19 protein-coding genes are annotated in these 21,011 nt (G+C 58.5%); 14 read left to right on the top strand and 5 right to left on the bottom strand.

Going from position 1 to position 21,011, the window contains the following annotated elements; translation table 11 throughout:
* Positions 1-154 precede the first annotated feature (154 nt).
* Positions 155-1,339, bottom strand: coding sequence for a 4-hydroxybenzoate 3-monooxygenase (pobA, locus tag VCA57_RS01310; RefSeq protein WP_411183146.1), 1,185 nt, complete (start codon positions 1,337-1,339; stop codon positions 155-157).
* A 135-nt stretch (positions 1,340-1,474) separates the two neighbouring features.
* Between pobA and VCA57_RS01305 the strand changes: the two genes are divergently transcribed.
* The gene (locus VCA57_RS01305) at positions 1,475-2,344 is read left to right on the top strand and encodes a helix-turn-helix domain-containing protein (protein WP_411183145.1); all 870 of its coding nucleotides are present in this window, start codon (positions 1,475-1,477) and stop codon (positions 2,342-2,344) included.
* A 26-nt stretch (positions 2,345-2,370) separates the two neighbouring features.
* Here the strand turns inward: VCA57_RS01305 and VCA57_RS01300 are convergent, their stop codons facing one another.
* Both VCA57_RS01300 and VCA57_RS01295 read right to left on the bottom strand, forming a co-directional pair.
* A complete protein-coding gene (locus tag VCA57_RS01300) occupies positions 2,371-3,561 on the bottom strand; it encodes an MFS transporter (RefSeq protein ID WP_411183144.1) in 1,191 nt (396 codons plus the stop codon).
* Between the two features lie 90 nt (positions 3,562-3,651).
* On the bottom strand, positions 3,652-4,593 hold the full coding sequence (locus VCA57_RS01295; protein WP_411183143.1) for a LysR family transcriptional regulator: 942 nt from the start codon (positions 4,591-4,593) through the stop codon (positions 3,652-3,654).
* A gap of 680 nt (positions 4,594-5,273) precedes the next feature.
* Here VCA57_RS01295 and VCA57_RS01290 point away from each other — a divergent pair.
* The 6 genes from VCA57_RS01290 (at position 5,274) to VCA57_RS01265 (ending at position 12,588) form a co-directional block, all read left to right on the top strand.
* On the top strand, positions 5,274-5,822 hold the full coding sequence (locus tag VCA57_RS01290) for a TRAP transporter small permease (RefSeq protein WP_411183142.1): 549 nt from the start codon (positions 5,274-5,276) through the stop codon (positions 5,820-5,822).
* Positions 5,819-7,099 (top strand): TRAP transporter large permease subunit, encoded by a 1,281-nt coding sequence (locus tag VCA57_RS01285; protein WP_411183141.1) that lies wholly within the window; start codon positions 5,819-5,821, stop codon positions 7,097-7,099. Before VCA57_RS01290 ends, VCA57_RS01285 begins: the two co-directional genes overlap by 4 nt.
* A 53-nt stretch (positions 7,100-7,152) precedes the next feature.
* Positions 7,153-8,172, top strand: a complete 1,020-nt coding sequence (locus VCA57_RS01280) for a TRAP transporter substrate-binding protein (protein ID WP_411183140.1) — start codon at positions 7,153-7,155, stop codon at positions 8,170-8,172.
* Between the two features lie 187 nt (positions 8,173-8,359).
* Positions 8,360-9,628 carry an OprD family porin gene (locus tag VCA57_RS01275; protein ID WP_411183139.1) on the top strand — a complete coding sequence of 423 codons (1,269 nt, stop codon included), beginning with the start codon at positions 8,360-8,362 and terminating at the stop codon, positions 9,626-9,628.
* A 278-nt stretch (positions 9,629-9,906) separates the two neighbouring features.
* Positions 9,907-11,802 (top strand): 3-dehydroshikimate dehydratase QuiC, encoded by a 1,896-nt coding sequence (quiC, locus tag VCA57_RS01270; RefSeq protein ID WP_411183138.1) that lies wholly within the window; start codon positions 9,907-9,909, stop codon positions 11,800-11,802.
* A 108-nt stretch (positions 11,803-11,910) separates the two neighbouring features.
* Positions 11,911-12,588: a TetR family transcriptional regulator gene (locus VCA57_RS01265; protein WP_411183137.1), complete on the top strand. Its 678-nt coding sequence runs from the start codon at positions 11,911-11,913 to the stop codon at positions 12,586-12,588.
* A 50-nt stretch (positions 12,589-12,638) separates the two neighbouring features.
* On the opposite strand, the gene VCA57_RS01260 is transcribed toward VCA57_RS01265, so the two are convergent.
* Both VCA57_RS01260 and aroQ read right to left on the bottom strand, forming a co-directional pair.
* The gene (locus VCA57_RS01260; protein WP_411183136.1) at positions 12,639-13,499 is read right to left on the bottom strand and encodes a shikimate dehydrogenase; all 861 of its coding nucleotides are present in this window, start codon (positions 13,497-13,499) and stop codon (positions 12,639-12,641) included.
* Positions 13,500-13,502: 3 nt separating this feature from the next.
* Positions 13,503-13,943 carry a type II 3-dehydroquinate dehydratase gene (aroQ, locus tag VCA57_RS01255; protein WP_411183135.1) on the bottom strand — a complete coding sequence of 147 codons (441 nt, stop codon included), beginning with the start codon at positions 13,941-13,943 and terminating at the stop codon, positions 13,503-13,505.
* 406 nt (positions 13,944-14,349) lie between these two features.
* On the opposite strand from aroQ, the gene pcaQ reads away from it, so the two are divergent.
* From pcaQ to VCA57_RS01220, 7 genes are all read left to right on the top strand, one after another.
* Positions 14,350-15,282 carry a pca operon transcription factor PcaQ gene (gene pcaQ, locus VCA57_RS01250; protein WP_411183197.1) on the top strand — a complete coding sequence of 311 codons (933 nt, stop codon included), beginning with the start codon at positions 14,350-14,352 and terminating at the stop codon, positions 15,280-15,282.
* Between the two features lie 117 nt (positions 15,283-15,399).
* Entirely contained in the window at positions 15,400-16,119 is a 720-nt protein-coding gene (pcaH, locus tag VCA57_RS01245) for a protocatechuate 3,4-dioxygenase subunit beta (protein WP_411183134.1), read from the top strand.
* Positions 16,120-16,132: 13 nt separating this feature from the next.
* Positions 16,133-16,738, top strand: coding sequence for a protocatechuate 3,4-dioxygenase subunit alpha (gene pcaG / locus VCA57_RS01240; protein ID WP_411183133.1), 606 nt, complete (start codon positions 16,133-16,135; stop codon positions 16,736-16,738).
* A complete protein-coding gene (zapE, locus tag VCA57_RS01235; RefSeq protein ID WP_411183132.1) occupies positions 16,728-17,795 on the top strand; it encodes a cell division protein ZapE in 1,068 nt (355 codons plus the stop codon). The genes pcaG and zapE overlap by 11 nt, the downstream gene beginning before the upstream one ends.
* Positions 17,796-17,804: 9 nt before the next feature.
* Positions 17,805-18,740, top strand: a complete 936-nt coding sequence (locus tag VCA57_RS01230) for an AEC family transporter (protein ID WP_411183131.1) — start codon at positions 17,805-17,807, stop codon at positions 18,738-18,740.
* 114 nt (positions 18,741-18,854) lie between these two features.
* Positions 18,855-19,697: an IclR family transcriptional regulator C-terminal domain-containing protein gene (locus VCA57_RS01225; RefSeq protein WP_411183130.1), complete on the top strand. Its 843-nt coding sequence runs from the start codon at positions 18,855-18,857 to the stop codon at positions 19,695-19,697.
* Positions 19,698-20,014: 317 nt separating this feature from the next.
* Entirely contained in the window at positions 20,015-20,992 is a 978-nt protein-coding gene (locus VCA57_RS01220; RefSeq protein WP_411183129.1) for an AraC family transcriptional regulator, read from the top strand.
* Positions 20,993-21,011: the final 19 nt, after the last annotated feature.

Genomic DNA, 21,011 nt, shown 5'->3' with positions numbered 1-21,011 from the left:
TTACCCAAGGCGGGTGTGTTTTGGCCATGACTCGGTCTGTAGCAGTGATTTAAATCCTTATGGCATTCAGGTTTGGGAGTGGTGCGTTGGAAGTAACGTCCTTGCACTGACTCCAGCGGCGGTAAAAGCTCCCGCGAGCGGGAGCCGGAAGCCGTTACTCAATAGCCTCGTAGGGCAGGCCGACATAGTTCTCGGCAATGGTTTTGCGCCCCGCTTCGGAGCCGACAAAGTAGTCCAGCTCGGTTTGCTGCATGCGCTGGCTAAAGGCGTCGGTGCCTGGGAATTTGTGCAGCATCGAGGTCATCCACCAGGAGAAACGCTCGGCTTTCCAGATGCGTTTCAGGCACACGGCCGAGTAGCGCTCCAGCAAATCGCTACGGCCTTCGCGATAAACCTTGAGCAGGATGTTGTACAGCGTGCTGACGTCGCTGGCGGCCAGGTTCAAGCCTTTGGCGCCAGTTGGTGGGACGATGTGGGCGGCATCGCCGACCAGGAACAGGTGGCCGTACTGCATCGGCTCGACCACGTAGCTGCGCAGCGGCGCGATGCTTTTTTCGATGGATGGACCGGTGATCAGGCGTGCGGCGGTTTCGGCGGGTAGGCGGCTTTTAAGTTCGTCCCAGAAGCGCTCGTCGGACCAGTCTTCGACCTTTTCCTCGCTGGCAACTTGCACGTAATAACGGGTGCGGGTCGGCGAGCGCATGCTGCACAGGGCGAAGCCGCGTTCGTGGTTGGCGTAGATCAGCTCTTCATTGACCGGCGGGGTGTCAGCCAGTACACCGAGCCAGCCGAACGGGTAAACCCGCTCGAATTCTTTCAGCACACCCTGCGGGATTGATTGACGCGAGACGCCGTGGAAACCGTCGCAGCCGGCAATATGGTCGCAGTCCAAGCGAACTGTCTCACCGTTATGGCTGAAGATGACGTGCGGTTGCGCGCTCTTGAGTTCGTGCAGTTGGGCGTCGGTGACGTTGTACAGGGTGATGCCGCCGCTGGCCTGACGTGCGGCCATCAGGTCGCGGGTGACTTCGGTTTGGCCATAGATCATCACGCTTTTGCCGTCGGTGAGTTCGCGCAGATCAATGCGCTCGCGGCGGCCGTCGAAGGCCAGTTCGAAGCCGTCATGCACCAGGCCTTCCTGGTCCATGCGCTCATTCACACCGGCTTCGCGCAGCAGGTCAACCATGCCTTGTTCCAGCACACCAGCGCGGATACGGCTGAGCACATAGTCGGGGCTTTGGCGTTCGATGATGATGTTGTCGATGCCGGCTTTGAGTAGCAGCTGGCCGAGCAGAAGGCCGGAGGGACCGGCACCGATAATCGCAACTTGAGTCTTCATTGTTATTGTCCTTGGGCGATAGGGCAGGCCACTAGTGCTTGCCTTGATTGGTTCTCCTGTATTTTTGGTGGATAGCCTTGGGCTTTGAAGGCACTATCCGATTATGTTTATGGACTTTTCGAGTATTGCTACGTGATGCATAAGTTTCCTGCCACGGCGGTGCCGGTGTTCAAGCTATACGGCGAAACGGCCGCCTGGCCGACGCCAGACTTGATCCATTGCGAGTCGATTCCTGAGCGCAGCCGCTTGCACGATTGGGAGATCAAACCTCATCGGCATGGCGATCTGGTGCAACTGCTGTATGTGCAAGGTGGCAGTGCGGAGCTGGAGGTCGAGGGTGTAATCAATTGCGTGCAGCAACCTTCGCTACAGGTAGTGCCCGCGCTCAGCGTGCATGGCTTTCGCTTCTCGCAGGACATTCAGGGCCACGTACTCAGCTTGGCGTTGCCACTGGTGGAGCAGCTCGGCACGCTGCTCGGCAGTCAGCCACTGGCGCGTGCGGCCTGCTATCCGGTGGGTGAGCAGCAGCCTTATCTGGATGCGTTGTTCAATTCCATTAATGAGGAATACAGCAGCTCACAGGCGGGACGTGAGCTGATGCTGCAATCCTTGATCAGTGCGCTGCTGGTATGGGTTGGACGCCGCGCGATAGCTCTTGAAAATGCCGAGGCGCAGAACCCGGACCGTGGCCGCGAACACTTGCTGCGCTTTACTCGCCTGCTGGAAATTCACTACCGCGAGCATTGGCCTATTGAGCATTACGCCGCCGAACTGGGCATCAGCGCCGCGCACCTGAATGCCCTGTGCCGGCGTTTGGGCGGGCAATCAGCCTTGCAGCTGATTAATCAGCGCTTGCTGCTAGAGGCCAAACGCTGCTTGGTTTACACCGCCATGACGGTCAATCAAATATCGGACAGTTTGGGCTTTTCCGAACCGGCGTACTTTTCCCGCTTCTTCAAACGCGGCAGCGGGATGTCGCCCAAGGCCTTTCGCCTAACGCGCTGAGTCTCGACAAGCCGGCTAATGAGCCGCTAATTGCGAGCGGCAAGGCGGCTTACCAACGGAGTCATCAGCAACGCAAGCCCGGCAACGGCCGCTGCTACATAGCCAACGCTGGCTATGCCTGCGGTCTGGATGGTCAAACCGCCGATGATCGCGCCGATGCCTATCCCGGCGTTGGCTGCAGAAACGTTGGTTGTTCCTGCAAGGGCCTGGGAATGGCTCACGGAGTTCATCACCCGCACCTGGCAGATCGGATAAAGCGCTGTGTTGGCAATGCCCCAAAGCGCTAACGCAATGCAAACCAGTAGGCCTGAGGTGGCCAAGGGCGTGACGGCCGCCATGCCCGCCGCCAGCAGCACCACGAACAGGGTTGTGGCCTTGAGTGGCGAGCGATCCACTGCTTTGCCGCCAACCCAGTTGCCAATCAGGCCTATGGCGCCGAAGCCCATCATCCACCAGCCGACATGCGCGGGAGCCACGCCGGCCACCCGCTCGAGGATGTCGGCCAGGTAGGTGTAAGCGACAAACATGGCGCTGAAGATGATGATCGACAGCGCGACGTTGGCCAGAAAAAGTGGCTCTTTGAAGATGCGCGCTTGCTTGAGGAAGTCGACCCGCGCGGTGCGCGCGACCTTCGGCATATAGACCGCTATGGCAATGGCCATCAGCAGTGATAAACCCGCCAACAGCCAGAATGCGCCCCGCCAGCCGATGCCGTTGGCCGCCAGTGTGCCCAGGGGAATACCCAGCAGCAGCGCAGCGGTGATACCCAGATAGACTCGAGCAATGGCTTGGCCTGACTTTGCCGGGCCGGCCAGTTGCGCTGCCGTTTCACTGGCTGTGCCCCAGAACACTGGCAGCATCAGCGCCGGGATAAAGCGTGCGAGGGCCAGTATCCAGATGTTCGATGACAGCGCCGCCAGGCCGTTGGCAAATGCGAAGACCAGCAGTATCGCAATAAACAGTTTTTTCCTGTCCAGGTGGGCGAGGGCGGCGGTAAGTGGTGGACCAAAGAGCATCACGGTGAAGGCGAACAGCGTGACTAACTGACCGGCAGCGGTAATTGAAATGCCCAGGTCACGGGCCAACGCCGGCAGTAGGCCGATAATCAGGAATTCGGTGGTCACAATCAGAAAGGCCGAGATGGCCAGGATGATGATGCTTAGCGTGGAGCCTGTGGCAGATACAGCCTGTGGCCGGGGTGATTCGATAGCACTCATGACGCCGCTCTTTGTTCGAGGAGGGCGTCATGGTATTGATTCTTCGGGCGTCTATTGCTGGCGTTTTTTCTGGCTATTAGTGATTTAAATTCACTTGTCGGTGTGCGCGGGCAAGACGTGGCCTGCGGGAGACAGGCAGGCCGCGAGTGCTTCCAGCAGGGCGCTGACCTTGGGCAACGCTTCGCGCTTCTTCAGCCAGACCAGGTTCATCGGCAGGCCGTCGGTGGACAGCTGCGGTAGCACCTCGACCAGTGCGCCGCTATTCAAGTGTGCTTGCACCAGCCAGGTTGGCAATTGCGCAATGCCGTAGCCCGCCAAAACGGCCAGCACCTCACCTTCGCCATCGCCGACAGCGATTCGCGCCGGCATGATTCGGCGCTTTTTATCGCCAGCCTGAGGACCTTCTCGGTACCACGGGCTGACCTGGCCATCGTTATGGCCATAGAGCACGCAGTCATGCTGTTCAAGCTGCGCTTCGCTTGTTGGCACACCGCGCCGGGACAGGTACTCGGGAGCCGCGCAGTAGATCAGGCGCTCGGCGCCCAGGTAGCGGTGGCCCAGCGTAGATGACCAAACATCCGAACCGCCAATCCGCACCAGCATGTCGATGCCCTGATCGGCTGGGTCGACAAAACTATCGGTAAAGGAGATATGCGGCATCAGCAGCGGATGCTGTTTTACGAATTGCAGGATCACTGGTAGCACGTGCATGCGGCCGTAGGACGCCGGCAAGTCGATACGAATCCGTCCGCGAGGTTCGAAGAACTCGGCATGCAATGCCAGCTCCGACTCTTCCAGATCAGCGAGCACTCGCGTGCAGGTTCGGTAGAACGCTGTGCCCGCATCCGTCAACGCCAGCCGGCGTGTGGTGCGCTCAAAAAGGCGAATACCCAGGCGGGTTTCCAAACGCGCGATGCCCTTGCTCACCGCCGAGCTGGTGAGGCTCAGGCGCTCAGCCGCGGCGGCAAAGCTGCCGAGTTCGGCGACGCAAACGAACACGTCAATACCTTTCAAGCGTTCAGAGGAAAACACGTTATGGCCTTGTATCGCAGTGGGAACGTTAAGCAGGTTAACCCAGCTGAGGTCAGCGGTCGTTGATCCACGCTGGCAGATACAACCTGTGCGCTGGGCTGCCAACTGCGACGATCAGCCTGCGGAACAGAACGCTGCGCGTACGGCGCAGAGAGCCAGTGGGGGCGATGGGTAAGAGGGTGAGTTGGGCAGGGTAAATAGTCGATAATCGCACGCTTTGTGCCGGCCTAAGGTCGCTTCGGAGAACTGCTTTCAAGGCCGATTAAATGACTTAATATCCTTTATATACAATGACTTATATTGTTTTTTCATGGGCCTTTGATGGCGTCCAACAAGCCTACTTGTGGTGGTGAAACAGCGCATAGGTTATTGACCGTATTAACCAGTTAGTACATTTTAGTCAGCACGTGTCTTGGCTAGCATTGCCAATGGCCACAATAAAAATAGAGGAACACCCTATGCCGTACAGCATGCAGGCGTTCAATACCGCCTCCCTCATTTTGCTCTGCACCTGTCCTGTGGCCCGCAATGGCCTCTCGTCGTCGCAGATAGCCCTTTACCCACTGCTTCAGGCTTAGCGCGCTGGCGAAACACGTGCGGCTCAACTGTGACCGGCATTCGTGCGGGTTTTGTTGTGCGGCGTGGGTCGCTGTACTCAACGAGTCTGAGAGGTTCCCATAATGACAAGAATCGTCGATCTGTATTTCAAACTGCTGAAGCTGCTGATCGTGCTGTGTATGGTCATGATGATCGTGCTGGTGTTTGGCAATGTCGTCCTGCGTTACGCCTTCAATTCAGGGATCAGCGTGTCGGAGGAGCTGTCACGTTGGCTCTTCGTCTGGATGATCTTTCTCGGCGCCCTGGTTGCCCTCAAAGATCGCGCCCACTTGGGGTTGGACAGCCTGATCAAACGTTTGCCGCCGTTGGGTAAGCGCATTTGTTTGGTGATCGGTCATGTGCTGATGCTGTTTATCTGCTGGCTGATCTTTAAAGGCAGCTGGCAGCAAGCCGTGATCAATCTCAATGTGGTGGCTCCGGCATCTGGCATGTCGATGGCCGTGTTCTATGCCGCCGGCCTAGTGTTCGGTGCCAGCGCCGCTGCGATCATTCTTTATGAACTTTATCTGGCCTTGTTCGGCAAGCTTGGCGATGACGAGCCAGTGCTGATCGAAGACAGCAGCGCCGAGGTAATCCAACAGCAGAACAACTCCGGGAGTATCCGTCCATGACCTTGGTTATCTTCCTCGGTTCGTTACTTGGCAGTATGGCGTTGGGTATCCCAATCGCGTTTGCCTTGCTGCTGGTCAGTGTGGCGCTGATGTTCCACCTGGATCTGTTTGATGCCCAGATCATTGCGCAGAACCTGCTCAATGGTGCTGATAGCTTTCCGCTGATGGCAGTGCCGTTCTTTATGTTGGCCGGTGAGGTGATGAATGTCGGTGGTTTGTCCAAACGCATCGTCAACATCGCGATGGCGCTGGTTGGGCATAAACGCGGGGGGCTTGGTTATGTGGCGATTATTGCTTCTTGTCTGCTGGCTTCGCTCTCTGGGTCAGCGGTGGCCGATGCTGCGGCACTAGCCGCTTTGCTGGTGCCGATGATGGTGTTGGCAGGGCACAACCGGGCGCGTTCGGCTGGTTTGATTGCTGCTGGTGGCATCATTGCGCCAATTATTCCGCCGAGCATCGGTTTTATTGTCTTTGGCGTGGCATCTGGGGTGTCGATTTCCAAGCTGTTTCTCGCCGGCATTGTGCCGGGGATAATGCTTGGTGCCGCGCTGGCCATCGCTTGGTGGTTTATCTCACGCAGTGAGAACGTCGAGACGCCGCCCAAACGCTCACGTGCTGAAATTACACGTGCTCTGATCGAGGGCAGTTGGGCGATGGGGCTGCCGCTGATCATCATTTTCGGTCTCAAGTTCGGCATCTTTACCCCGACGGAAGCAGCGGTAGTCGCGGCGGTCTATTCGCTGTTTGTAGCGTTGGTGATCTACCGCGAGTTGAAAGTCAGCCAGTTGTACGAGGTGATTCTGTCGTCGGCTAAAACCACTTCGGTGGTGATGCTTTTGGTCGCTGCAGCCATGGTGTCTTCTTGGTTGGTGACCATTGCCGATTTGCCTGGCCAACTGGCGGATATCCTCGAGCCCTTTATGGGCAACCCAACGCTGCTGCTGGTGGTGATCATGCTGCTGATCATCATGGTTGGCACGGTGATGGACATGACCCCGACCATCCTCATTCTCACTCCGGTGCTGATGCCGGCGATTACCCAGGCAGGTATCGACCCGGTGTACTTCGGTGTGCTGTTTTTGATCAACACCGCCATCGGTTTGATCACGCCTCCCGTGGGGACGGTGCTCAACGTGGTGAGTGGGGTCTCCAAATTGAAGATCGAGGAAATCGTCGGCGGCGTGTGGCCGTTCTTGCTCGCGCAACTGACGGTGCTGTTTCTCTTGGTGCTGTTCCCGCAACTGGTCCTCGGGCCGCTGAAGTTCTTCACCGGCTAATCCCGGTGCAGCTGTAGTAACTCGACCTCTAACAACAATGATCGGAGAGTGACATGCAACAATTGATGAAAACCCTGCTTGCCGGCGCATGCGCCACAGGTCTGCTGCTCGGTAGCGTAGTCAGCCACGCTGACGAGATCCGTGAACGCACCCTGCGTTTCGCCTTCCAGAACGTCAAAGAACACCCGCAGGGCCAGGGCGCGCAGAAGTTCGCCGACCTGCTTAGCGAGAAGAGCGGCGGTAAGCTCAAGGTGCGTCTGTTTCCGGGCGGTACGCTAGGCGGCGATGTGCAGACGGTATCAGCCCTGCAGGGCGGAACCCTGGATATCACCGTGCTCAACTCCGGCATTCTGGCGGCACAAGCCCCTGATTACGCGATGCTCGATTTCCCCTTCCTGTTCAACAGTGTTGAGGAAGCGCATGCGGTGATTGACGGGCCTGTTGGCGAAAAACTCTCCGCTCAGTTGGACAGCAAGGGCTTGGTTGGTTTGGGTTACTGGGACCTAGGCTTTCGTCATCTGACTAACAGCAAGCGTGCGGTGACCAAGCTTGAAGACATGCAGGGTCTGAAGGTTCGCGTTATCCAGTCGCCAATCTATCTGGAAACCTTCACCGCGCTGGGTGCCAACCCGGTACCGATGGCATTCCCCGAGGTTTATACCGGCCTTGAGCAGCACACCATCGACGGCCAGGAAAACCCCTTCACGGTGATCGAAGGCAACAAGTTCTTCGAAGTGCAGAAGTACCTGTCGGTTACTGGGCATATCTTCAATCCGCAGTCGCTGATCATCAGCCAGAAAACCTGGAATCGTCTGAATGACGATGAAAAGGCACTGATTCGTCAAGCTGCCAGTGAGGCGCAGAAGTTCCAGCGCGAAGTCACTGCTGCCAGCATGGACAAGTCGCGTGCCGCGCTTGAAGGCGTGATGGCGGTCAACGATATCTCTGCCGAGGAGAAGGACCGTTTCCGCGAGCGCGTACAGCCGGTGATCGATAAGTTCTCCAAAGATCTGGATGCTGATCTGGTGAAGATGATGTACGACGAGATTGCCAAAGTGCGCGCGGCTCAGTGAGCTGAGCCGGCTGTGTCTCCGGGCACGGCCAGTGCTTGTGTCATGCCGGGTTCAAGTGGCGATTTAGCGCTGCCCGGTATCTAACGCAGCTATGACTCAGTAGCTGCATAACTCTTGCGCATTGCCTATGCGAGTCCTTCAGGGATTTGCAGGGCAGCGCTCGTCCCAATAACACGGGTATACAACAATGAAAAAGCACGACACCCTGATTTTCGGCGCTCTTGGTACTGCCTCGCTTGGCCTGTTAATGGCGTTGCCGTCTGGCGCCATGGCTGCCGGTTTTGTCGACGACGCCAAGGTCACCCTCGGTCTGCGTAACTACTACTTCAACCGTAACTATCTCAACGGCACTGACCCGACCGTTAACGGCGAACGCCAGGGCCAAGCCGAAGGCTGGAGCCAGAGCTTTATCCTTGACGCCCGCTCCGGTTTCACCCAAGGCACCGTAGGCTTCGGTCTTGATGTACTCGGTCTGTACAGCGTGAAACTGGACGGTAATCGTGGTGCCGCAAACACCCAGCTGATGCCGATCCATGACGACGGTCAGGCCGCCGACCAATTCGGCCGCACCGCCGTCGCAGCCAAGGCCAAACTCTCCAAAACCGAGCTAAAAGTCGGTGAGTGGGTCGCTGTGCTGCCGGTCCTGCGCGCTGACGACGGCCGCTCGCTGCCGCAAACCTTCCAGGGCGCGCAACTGACATCCAACGAGATCGACGGTCTGACCCTGTACGGCGGCCAGTTCTGGAAGAACAGCCAGCGTAACGATGCCAGTCGCGAAGACATGTCCTTCGGCGGTGTGAAAGGAGATGACTTCAACTTCGCCGGCGGTGAATACAAGTTCAACGGCAACAACACCATGGTCGGCGTCTGGCATGCCCGCTTAGAAGACGTTTACCAGCAGAGCTACGTGCAACTGACCCATAGCCAACCGGTCGGTGACTGGGTATTGGCTGCCAACCTCGGCTACGTCAACGGTAAAGACGAAGGCGCGGCCAAGGCTGGCAAGCTGGACAACAAGGTCTACCAGGGAGCGTTCACCGCCAAGACGGGTAACAACACCTTCACCGTGGCGTACCAGAAACTGAGCGGCGACACCAAGTTCATGCGTATCGACGGCGCCAGCGGCGGCACCCTGGTCAACGACGGTTTCACCAACAGCTACGACAACCCGGAAGAACGCTCCTGGCAGCTGCGTCATGACTACAACTTCGCCGGCATGGGCATCCCGGGTCTGACCCTGATGAACCGCTACGTAAGCGGTGATAACGCCCGCCTCGGCGGACGTGATGACGCCGAGGAGTGGGGCCGCGAATCCGAGCTGGCCTACACCCTGCAGGAAGGCACGCTGAAAAATCTGAGCGTGCGCTGGCGCAACTCCGACGTGCGCCGTGATGGCACTGCCCAGGACGTCCATGAGAACCGCCTGATCATCAACTACCCGCTGTCGATTCTGTAATCCAGCGCAACATCGGCATTGATTACTCCTTTGTGTGAACCTTTCAGCCCGTCCTAGCGACGGGCTTTTTTATTAGCGCGCGGATACGCGTGTGGCAGGGTGCGTTGGGTTTGGCTGAGTGCTCGGAGTACTGCTGTGTGCGGTTATCGAACACAAAAGTAACTAGTTAGAACATTTTGCTTGCCCCCATACAATGACCTGCCAATACTCCAGATTACCCTCAGTCGAATCCCCATAAGCGCCGCCCACGGTGCCGATTCACTCACTGGAGTCGCAGCATGCAGCGTTCAATTGCCACTGTCTCGTTAAGCGGTACTCTGCCGGAAAAACTCGAAGCTATTGCCGCCGCTGGTTTTGACGGTGTGGAAATCTTCGAAAACGACTTGCTCTACTACGCCGGTAGCCCGCGCGATGTGCGCAAGATGTGCGCCGACTTAGGGCTAGCCATTACTCTGTTTCAGCCGTTCCGCGACTTCGAAGGCTGCCGCCGCGACCGCCTGGAAAAGAACCTCGACCGCGCCGAACGCAAGTTCGACCTGATGCAGGAGTTGGGCACCGACCTGGTGCTGGTGTGCAGCAACGTGGCAGCCGACTCGCTCGGCGATGAACAGATTCTGGTCGATGACTTGCGCCTACTCGGTGAGCGCGCGGGCGCGCGCAACCTGCGCATCGGCTATGAAGCGCTGGCTTGGGGGCGCCATGTAAACACCTGGCAGCAGGTGTGGAACATCGTGCGCCAGGCGGATCATCCGGCCCTAGGCGTGCTGCTGGACAGTTTCCATACCCTGTCGCTAAAAGGCGATCCACAGGCAATTGCCGATATCCCCGGTGACAAGATCTTTTTCGTGCAGATGGCCGACGCGCCGATCCTGGCCATGGATGTGCTGGAGTGGAGCCGGCATTTCCGTTGCTTTCCGGGGCAGGGCGAGTTCGACCTGGCTGGCTTCCTCGCGCCTATCCTGAAAAGTGGCTACAGCGGCCCGTTGTCGCTGGAAATCTTCAACGACGGTTTCCGTGCCGCACCGCCTCGGGCCAATGCCGCCGACGGCCTGCGTTCGCTGCTGTACCTCGAAGAGAAGACCCGTCTGCGCCTGGAGAAAGAGGCGGCTCTGCCGGCAGACCCGCAACTGCTGTTTGCGCCGCCGCCAGCCAGTCGCTACGACGGCGTGGAGTTCCTCGAATTTGCCGTGGACGAGGCGCAGGGTGCCAAGCTGGCTGGTTGGCTGGAACGCCTGGGTTTTGCCCGCAGCGGCGTGCATCGCTCCAAGGCCGTCAGCCTGCTCAGCCAGGGTGATATCAAAATCGTGTTGAATGCCGAACCCTATTCCTTTGCCCACAGCTTCTTCGAGGCCCACGGCCCGTCGCTGTGCGCCACCGCCTTGCGGGTCAAGGATGGTGCCTCGGCGCTGGAGCGCGCCCGCGCCTTCAAGGGCCAGCCTTACCGTGGCCTGGTCGGCCCTAACGAGCACGAGATTCCTGCTGTACGTGCGCCAGATGGCAGTTTGATCTATCTGGTAGAGGGCGCCGAGCCGGGCAGCACCATTTACGATAGCGATTTCGACCTCGACAGCCAGGCAGGTGTAGGTGGTGGGTTACAGCGCATCGACCACATGGCTATGGCTTTACCGGCGGATAGCCTGGATAGCTGGGTGTTGTTCTACAAGAGCCTGCTGGATTTCGAAGCGGACGACGAAGTGGTGTTGCCGGACCCTTACGGCCTGGTCAAAAGCCGCGCGATCCGCAGCCGCTGCAGCACCGTGCGTTTGCCGCTGAATGTCTCGGAAAACCGCAACACGGCGATTTCCCACGCGCTGTCGAGTTACCGTGGCTCGGGCGTGCACCATATTGCTTTTTCCTGCGCGGACATCTTTGCCGAGATCAGTCGGGCCAAGGATGCCGGCGTGCCGTTGTTGGATATCCCGCTGAACTACTATGACGATCTCGCTGCGCGCTTTGATTTTGATGACGAGTTCCTCAGCGAGCTGGCCTATTACAACGTACTGTACGACCGCGACGCCCAGGGTGGTGAGCTGTTCCATGTGTACACCGAGGCGTTTGATGAGCGTTTCTTCTTCGAGATCATCCAGCGCAAGAACGGATATATCGGCTACGGTGCGGCCAACGTCGCAGTACGTCTGGCGGCCATGGCTAAGAGTCGCAGCGCGCGCAACTGAGTGCTCGCTAGTTGCCAGGGCAACTGCTCAGTAGCTCTGGCGTCTTCCTTCGGCATGGCGTCGCGCCCATAATCGGCATTATCAGTACTTGGCCGTGAGCCCATAACAATGACAACTGAATTGCTCGAGCCTGCGCTCGAGCCTGCGCTCGAGACTCCGCGCAAGAGCCGTAAGAACAACCCGGAAAAAACCCGTGAGGACATTCTCCAGGCGGCTATCTCTGAGTTCGTTAGCTATGGCCTCTCCGGTGCCCGCGTTGATGCTATCGCCGAGCGCACCAAGACCTCCAAACGTATGATTTATTACTACTTCGGCAGTAAAGAGCAACTCTATGTCGAGGTGCTGGAGAAGCTTTACGGCGATATCCGTCGTACTGAAGGGCTTTTGCAACTGGCCGAGTTGGAGCCGCGTGAGGCGCTGGCGCGGTTGGTTGAGTTCACCTTCGATCACCACGACCGCAACGTTGATTTCGTGCGCATCGTCTGCATCGAAAACATCCACAATGGCGAGAATGTTAAACAGTCCAGCACCATCCGCGCGATGAGCCATAACGTGCTGCAGTTGCTGGATGAAACCCTGCGCCGTGGTGAGGCTAGCGGCGCGTTTCGTCAGGGTCTGCAGGCGCTGGATGTGCACCTGCTGATCAGCTCGTTCTGTTTCTACCGGGTGTCCAATCGACACACCTTCAGCCATATCTTCCAGATCAACCTGGCCGATGATGACGCGCTCAAGGTGCGGCACAAGCAGGTTATCTGCGAGTCGGTGCTGCGCTACCTGCAGGCCTGATTTTCATATCGTGCAGAAACGGCCATGGCGATCTCGCCATGACCGCAGGCTTAGCCATTCATGCTGTGGAAGTGGGCCTGCATGCGTTCGGAGTCAGCGGCAACGCCGCTGAACAGTTCAAACGCCTTGACCGCCTGAAACACTGCCATGGTGCCGCCATCCAAGGTGCGGCAGCCGAGGGTGCGGGCATGCTTGAGCAGCTCGGTTTCCAGCGGGAAGTAGATGATTTCCGCTACCCATAAACCGGCGTGAAGATATTCAGCAGGCAACGGCATGCCGGGCAGCTTGGCCATGCCTACTGGGGTGGTATTGACCAGTCCATCGGCGGTGGCCACTGCGTCGGCCAGATCGCTGCCGAGCACGGCGCGGCCATGGCCAAAATGCGCATTGAGATTGTCCACCAGGCCCTGAGCTCGGCTCGGTTCGACCTCGAAAATGCTCAGTTGCTCAACTCCTTCGCTGAGCAGGGCGTGCGCCACTGCAGCGCCAGCGCCACCCGCGCCCATCTGCACCACGCGGCGCTTGGCTACATTGCCCAGCCCTCGACGCAGGCCTTCGGCAAAGCCCAGGCAGTCGGTGTTGTGACCGACGCGTTTACCGTCTTTGAGCACCACGGTGTTAACCGCGCCAATGCCGCGCGCTTCATTCGATAGCTCATCGAGCAGCGGGATAATCGCCTGCTTGCAGGGGAAGGTGATATTGAGGCCGGTGAAACTCATCTGCTCGGCGCTCTTGAGCAGTTCGGGCAGGGCGTGGATGTCCAGCTTGAGGGCATCCAGGTCGATCAGTCGATAGAGGTAACGGATGCCCTGGGCATCGCCTTCGTGCTCATGCAGGGCAGGGGTGCGCGAGGCCTGAATACCGGCACCAATCAGGCCGGCGAGAATCGATTTCTGGGTGGTCTGGGTCATGGTTTAGGCTTTTAACAGGTGAGCAAAATGGTCGATGGCCAAGCGATAGCCGTTGCTGCCCAAACCGCACAACACGCCGACCGCAATGCCGGAAACAAAGGAGTGATGACGAAACGCTTCGCGTTTGTGCACGTTGGACAGGTGCACCTCGATCACCGGCAGCTCGCTGGCTACCAGCGCGTCGCGAATTGCCACCGAGGTGTGGGTCCAGGCACCGGGATTGATCACGATGCCAGCAAAGCGACCGCGTGCCTGGTGAATCCAGTCGATCAGTTCGCCTTCGTGGTTAGTCTGGCGAAACTCCAGTTGCAGTTCGTGCTGACTGGCTGTGTTTTGGCAAAGTTGGGCGATGTCGGCGAGGGTTTCATAGCCGTAGTTTGCCGGCTCGCGGGTGCCGAGCATGTTCAGATTCGGGCCGTTAAGTACCAGAAGGCTGTGATTCATTGCAATGACCTCTGCTTGTTATTGTGCGTTGGCTGCAGGTAGTTGTACGTCGCTGCAAATAAAAATGTACTAAACGGTTAGTTTGGTCAATTGGCCTAGTGCTGCAATTCTTATCTGTTGCCTGATGCGAGCTGTGTAATGAGGGGGTTATGTATTGCTTGGCTGCGCGTCAGGCCTTGCAGCATCAGCTTTTGCGGCTTGCTGGTGTGGCTCTATCACAGGCATAAAGCCTGTTCGATTAACGCCCGTTTTTTACGTGTTTGAGCGGTAAAGCGCCTAGGGCAATGACAGCGCTGGGTAAATGGCAGCTCTGTAAGCAGTAGCACTGCGTTACCCATAACCAATTCTTTGGTTGTACAGCCGCTTGGCGTTAGGCTTGTGGCTCACTATCCGCTACGGGTTTGCCGTGAATATCGACAACCGCATCAAGTTTCGTCACCTGCTGTGCTTTCTCGAAGTGGCGCGCCAGGGCAGCCTGGCGCGTGCCGCCGAGGTATTGGCGATCAGCCAGCCAGCGGTGTCGAAGACCCTCAAGGAGCTGGAGGAAGTCCTCGCTACCAGTCTGTTCGAGCGCAGCAAGCAGGGCGTTACGCCAACGGCGGCTGGGTTGGCTTTTATGCGCTACGCCGGGCCGAGTGTGCAGGCGCTGCGTGAGGGTGTACGCAGCCTGCGCAGTGGCGAGCATGAAGCCGGGGCGGTACGTCTGGGCGTGTTATCGACGGTGGAAAGCTCACTGTTGCCCGATGTCGTGCGGCGCTTGCACGAACAGCATTCGGCGTTGGTGGTCAGCGTTGTGACCGGGCTTAGCGCCAATCTGCTTGATCAGTTACGGGTCGGTACGCTGGACCTGGTCGTTGGCCGTATGACTGACAGCCCGCAGATCGAGGGGCTGACCTTTGAGCATCTGTACAGTGAATCGATGGTGTTGGTAGTGCGCCCTGGGCATGCGCTGCTCCAGGTTGACCTGCGTGATCGCAGTCAGTTGGGCAACTATCCGGTGGTGCTGCCGTTGGCCGGCACTACCATTCGCCGTTATGCCGACAGCCTTTATGTGCAGTGCGGCATCGTCATGCCGCAGCAGCGCCTGGAAACTCTCTCGGTGGCGCTAAGCCGTCGCTATGTACAAAGCAGCGATGCGGTGTGGATTGCGCCGCAGGATGCCGTGCGCCAGGACCTGGCGCGTGGTGAATTGCTGGAGCTGGATATTGGTCTGAGTGAGCCGGGTGGTTCGGTAGGTATTTGCAGTAACCCCACGGCGGCGCTTTCTTTGGCGGCGCAATGGTGCTGCGAAGCATTGCGAGAGGCGGCGGCTGACTATCGCGAAAACCCTTATCCATAACCATTGGGTTATGGGTAAGGGTGATCTTTTCAATTTCCAGCAAGCCCCCACTGTTGGAAACTTTGGTATGCCTGAGCCTGCAGGCCGCTCCAGCCATTCCAATAAGAGGAGATCGATATGCTTGATGCGCAGAACAGTCGCTTTGTCATTCGTGACCGTAACTGGCACCCCAAGGCCTTTACCCCTGACTACAAAACTTCGATTGCCCGTTCCCCGCGCCAGGCGCTGGTGAGCATTCCGCAGTCGGTCTCGGAAACCAGCGGTCCGGATTTTTCCCACTTGCAGATGGGCCAGCATGACAACGATCTGCTGCTCAACTTCAACACCGGTAGCCTGCCGGTGGGGGAGCGCATCATCGTTGCTGGACGGGTCATCGACCAGTACGGCAAGCCGATCCCGCATACGCTGGTAGAAATGTGGCAGGCCAACGCCGGTGGTCGCTATCGGCACAAGAACGACCGCTACCTGGCACCACTCGATCCCAACTTTGGCGGCGTCGGCCGTGCGCTGACTGACAGCCAGGGCTATTACAGCTTCCGCACGATCAAGCCCGGTCCGTACCCATGGCGCAATGGCCCGAATGATTGGCGGCCAGCGCATATCCACTTTTCCATCAGTGGTCCGTCGATTTCCACGCGGCTGATCACCCAGCTGTATTTCGAGGGTGACCCGCTGATCCCGATGTGCCCGATCGTCAAATCAATCGCCAACCCAGAAGCGGTACAGAGCCTGATCGCCAAGCTCGACATGAGCGCGGCTAATCCGATGGATTGCCTGGCTTATCGCTTCGACATCGTGTTGCGCGGGCAACGTCAAACCCATTTCGAAAACCGCTAAGGAGGAACCGACTATGCCTATCCAACTGCTGCCGGAAACCCCTTCGCAAACCGCCGGCCCCTACGTGCACATCGGCTTGGCCCTGGAGGCCGCCGGTAACCCGAGCCGCCCACAGGAAATCTGGAATCAGATGGCCAAACCGGGTGCACCGGGCGAGCACATCATCCTGGTTGGCAATGTCTACGACGGTAATGGCCACCTGGTACGTGATTCCTTCCTGGAGTTTTGGCAAGCCGATCACCAGGGCCGTTATGACAGCGCTTTTGATCTGGAAAAACCGTTCAACAGTTTCGGTCGTACCGCCACCACCTTTGACGCCGGTGGGTGGACGCTGCAGACGATTAAGCCGGGCGTGGTCAATAACGCTGCCGGCGTGCTGATGGCACCGCATATCAACGTTTCGCTGTTTGCTCGCGGCATCAATATCCATCTGCAAACCCGCCTGTATTTTGCTGATGAGGCGGAGGCCAATGCCAAGGATCCGGTGCTCAACTTGATCGAACAGCCGCAACGCCGCGAGACTTTGCTGGCCCATCCCTGTGAGGTGGACGGCAAACCGGCCTATCGCTTTGACATGCGCATCCAGGGTGACGGTGAGACGGTGTTCTTTGACTTCTAGTGGGCCGGCGGCGGATCAACTGATTCGCCGCCACTTCGATGCCTTGCTAGCGGCCCATGGTTACCGGGCAGATAGCGCACAACAGGCAGCCATTGACCATCTCGGTCAATGGCTTTCTGCGTTTTTGCAGCCGCGTAGGCGCTGGCTGCGCCGCCGTAGTGCTGGGGTTTACCTGCATGGTGGCGTAGGGCGCGGGAAAAGCTTTGTGCTCGATGCGTTCTTCGCCGCCGCGCCAGTGGCACAGAAGCGCCGTGTACATTTTCATGCCTTTCTGCGGGAGTTGCAGCAGCGTATGGGCGCCTACGCCGGCCAGGCCGATCCGTTGATCAAGGCTGCCGACGAAATCGCCAGGCAAACGCGTTTGTTATGTTTCGACGAATTCCATGTGCACGACATCGGCGATGCCATGCTCCTCGGCCGCGTGCTCAACGTGTTAGTGGCGGCGGGCGTAGGAGTGGTGTGTACCTCCAATTACCCGCCAGCCGGATTGTGTGCCCATCAGTTGTACCGCGCGCGATTTCAGCCAAGCATTGCGCTACTGGAGCAGCGTTTTGATGTGTTGCCGCTGGACGGCGGCAGTGACTACCGGCAGCGTTCGGCGCGTGCCTGGGGTAGCCTATGCTGGCCGCTGCAGGAGCAAGCGGACTGGTTGGGTGCTGAGTTGGGTTTGAGCCGTGCGGCTAAGTGTGATTCGAGTCTGCTGGTCAATCAGCGAGCGCTGCATCTACGCGGCTATGAAGGCTCGCGGGCCTGGCTGGACTTTTCCGAGTTGTTTCGTAGCCCACGCTCCAGCGCCGATTATCTGTGGTTGTGTGGCGAATTTCGTGAGCTGGCCATTGGCGGTGTGCCATGTCTGGCCGGTGAGGGCATTGATGTGCAACAGCGTTTTTTGAACTTCATCGACATTGCGTACGACAGTGGCGTCCAGCTGCTGCTCGGCTGTGCCGGCAGTCTGGATGAACTGTTTCCGCGCGGCCTGCATGATGATTTCGCGCGCACCCATAGCCGCTTGCAACAGTTGCAGGCGGTGCCGCTGACTGTCGCCAGCATTAACTGAGGGCATCTGATGTTGCAGATTCTCAGCATCACCGCGCCCATCTTTATCCTGATCAGTATTGGCTACCTGGCCGCGCGCAATGCCTTGGTCAGCCCCGAACAGGTTACCGGCATGGGCCGCTTCGTGGTCACTCTGGCCTTGCCGGCCCTCGTAATGAAAGCGCTGCTTGAGCGTCCGCTGCACGAGGTGTTTGACCGTAATTACCTGCTGGCCTATGGCTTGGGCTCGCTGGCGGTGTTCGTGTTGGGCTTTCTCTTCGCGCGCCTGCTGCGCCGCGAAAGCACCAGCGGCAGCGCCATCACGGCCATGGGCATGTCGATATCCAACAGCGGTTTTATTGGTTATCCGATAGTTGCCATGGTCGTCGGTGAAAAAGCTGCCGTGGGTCTGGCGCTGGGTATTCTGGTGGAAAATCTGCTGATGCTACCTCTGGGGCTGATGCTGGCCGAGGCCGGTGTACAGCAAGGGGGCGGGCTGAGGGCGGTATTGTTCGGCACTCTCAAGCGTCTGGCGAGTAATCCGATCATCATCGCGCTCAGTCTCGGCCTACTGCTGGCGTTGCTGGATGTGCGCCTGCCGGCAGTACCGCTGAGGGTCGTCGACATGCTGGCGCAGGCCACAGCACCGATAGCGCTGTTTGTGATCGGGGCCAGTCTGGTCGGGCTCAAGGCTGGTGGCATGGTTGGTGATGTGCTGCAGGTTAGTTTTGGCAAGCTGATTCTGCACCCGCTGGCGGTACTGCTGATGTTTACCTTGATCCCCGTGCAGGACCCGGTATTGCGTATGGCCGGGGTGTTGTTTGCCTGTTCGCCGATGATGAGCATCTACCCGATTATCGGCCAACGCTTCGGTCAAGCCGGGCGCTGTGCGGCGGCGTTGCTGGGCGCTACGGTGCTGTCGTTTCTGACGATTAGCAGCTTTATCGGCCTGCTAGGTGCCCACTAGGCTGACTGATTGCGGCAGTACTTGGCGTTTGAGGTTAGTAAAGAGAAATTGCGATTATCGAACCAGGGTTCGATAATCGCGCAAAGTTTGGGCTCACTGCACAGGACAATAACAATGAGTGAAGACTCCCGCCTGCCACTCTCGACCCTGGCACCACCCATCGTTGCTTCACCGGCCAAGCGTATTGACGCATTGACCGGCGACCCCAATTTTATGACCTCCCTGGCCCGAGGCCTGGCGGTAGTCCATGCATTTCAGGAGCGTAAGCGCCACCTGACCATCGCCCAGATCAGCCACCGCACCGAGATACCTCGCGCCGCCGTGCGCCGTTGTTTGCACACTCTGATCAAGCTGGGTTATGCCACCACCGACGGGCGCACCTATTCGCTGTTGCCCAAGGTGCTGACCCTGGGCCATGCCTACCTCTCATCGACGCCATTGGCGGTTACCGCCCAGCCGATTCTTGACCGTATCAGCGAGCAACTGCACGAGGCTTGTTCCATGGCCACCCTGGAGGGCGACGAGATTCTCTACATCGCTCGCTCCGCTACCCCGCAGCGACTGATCTCGGTCGACCTCAGCGTCGGTAGCCGGCTGCCGGCTTACTGCACCTCCATGGGCCGCATCCTGCTGGCCGGCCTCGATGACCTGGCCCTGGACGACTACCTGGAGCATGCCGACCTGCAGGTAAAGACCAGCCGCACCTTGCACACCGGTGAAGCCCTGCGCGGCAATATCGAAGAAATACGCCAGCAGGGCTGGGTGATCATCGACCAGGAGCTGGAGATCGGCCTGCGCTCGGTCGCCGTGCCGCTCAAGGACTCCGCCGGGCAGGTGCTGGCCGCGCTCAACGTGGGTACCCACGTCAGTCGCATCTCGCGCCAGGAGCTAGAAACGCGCTACTTGCCGGTGTTGCTGGAAGCTAGTCGGGAGCTGAGCACACGGCTGTTTCACTGAGAGCCTGCCGACGATCTTTTTATCGTCGGCCATGCTGCGTTGAAGTTGGGCTCTAGCTCAAAAGATCGTAAACAGGCTCTGAGGACGTGGTGCAAGCAGTGTGCGTTAATCGCACACTTGGCTGTGGGTTGGATTGAGTCACAGGCCCTGCTCCGGGTACTGTCGGCTGCTTGTAGGTGTTGCCTGACGCCTCTTGCGACCGCTTATCCGGCCGCTGCTGGCGACCGCTCTGGCTCGCATAGAATCAGCCATAGCCTGATAAATAACTGCGCCGAAACCGTGCGCAGTGACATAACAAAAAATTGAGTGCCTAGTTGATGGACAATTGCCTGCTCAGCGCAGCGAGTTGCGTGTTTGACCGTGCCGACCCCTACGCGGTTTCTAGCTATGTCAACGAACACGTCGGCTGCCACGATATCCGTCTGCCGACCATCAGCCACCCTGAGGCCTCGCTCAATCACCGCAAGTTCGCCAGTCTGGATCTGTGCCGTATCAGCTATGGCGGCAGCGTGAGGGTTACCTCGCCGGCGCTGGAAACCATCTATCATTTGCAAGTGCTGCTGCGCGGTCATTGTCTGTGGCGCGGGCATGGCGAGGAACACTATTTCAGTCCGGGTGAGTTGCTGTTGATCAACCCGGATGACCCTGTCGACCTGACCTATTCCGATGACTGCGAGAAATTCATCGTCAAGCTGCCGTCGACCCTACTCGACAAAACCTGCCGCGACAGTCAGTGGCAGCGTCCGGACGAAGGCGTACGCTTCAATTCGCGGCATAGCTTGCAGCAGCTGGAGGGATTTACCGGCTTGCTGCAGCTGGTGTGCAGCGAGGCCGAGAGTTCGCAGACGGTGCAGCAGGTGCAGGAGCAGTACACCCGGATTATCGCCACCAAATTGCTGACCCTGCTGGATAACAATGTCAGTCGAATGGTGCCGGAGCAGGGCGCTGCCAGTTTCGAGCGGATTCTGCAGTTTATCGAGGACAACCTGAAACAGGACATCAACGTCGAGCAACTGGCGCAGCTGGCGCACTGCAGCCCACGCTCACTCTATGCACTGTTCGAGCGGCACACTGGCATTACGCCCAAGAGCTTTATCCGCCAGAAAAAACTGGAGCAAATTCATTGCCGCTTGAGTGACCCGGCCTCACGGGTACGCAATATCACTGAGGTGGCGCTGGATTACGGCTTCCTCCACCTCGGACGCTTCTCCGAAAGCTACAAAAGCGCCTTTGGCGAATTACCCTCCGAAACCTTGCGTCGCCGCGAACCTGATTACACGACTCTGGCGAGGTAGGGTGGACAACGCAAAGCTT

The sequence above is a fragment of the Pseudomonas sp. genome (assembly GCF_046581935.1).
Classification (GTDB): Bacteria; Pseudomonadota; Gammaproteobacteria; order Pseudomonadales; family Pseudomonadaceae; genus Aquipseudomonas.
The sequence above is the reverse complement of the archived record's forward strand: the minus strand, read 5'-3'. Positions and strand labels throughout refer to the sequence as shown.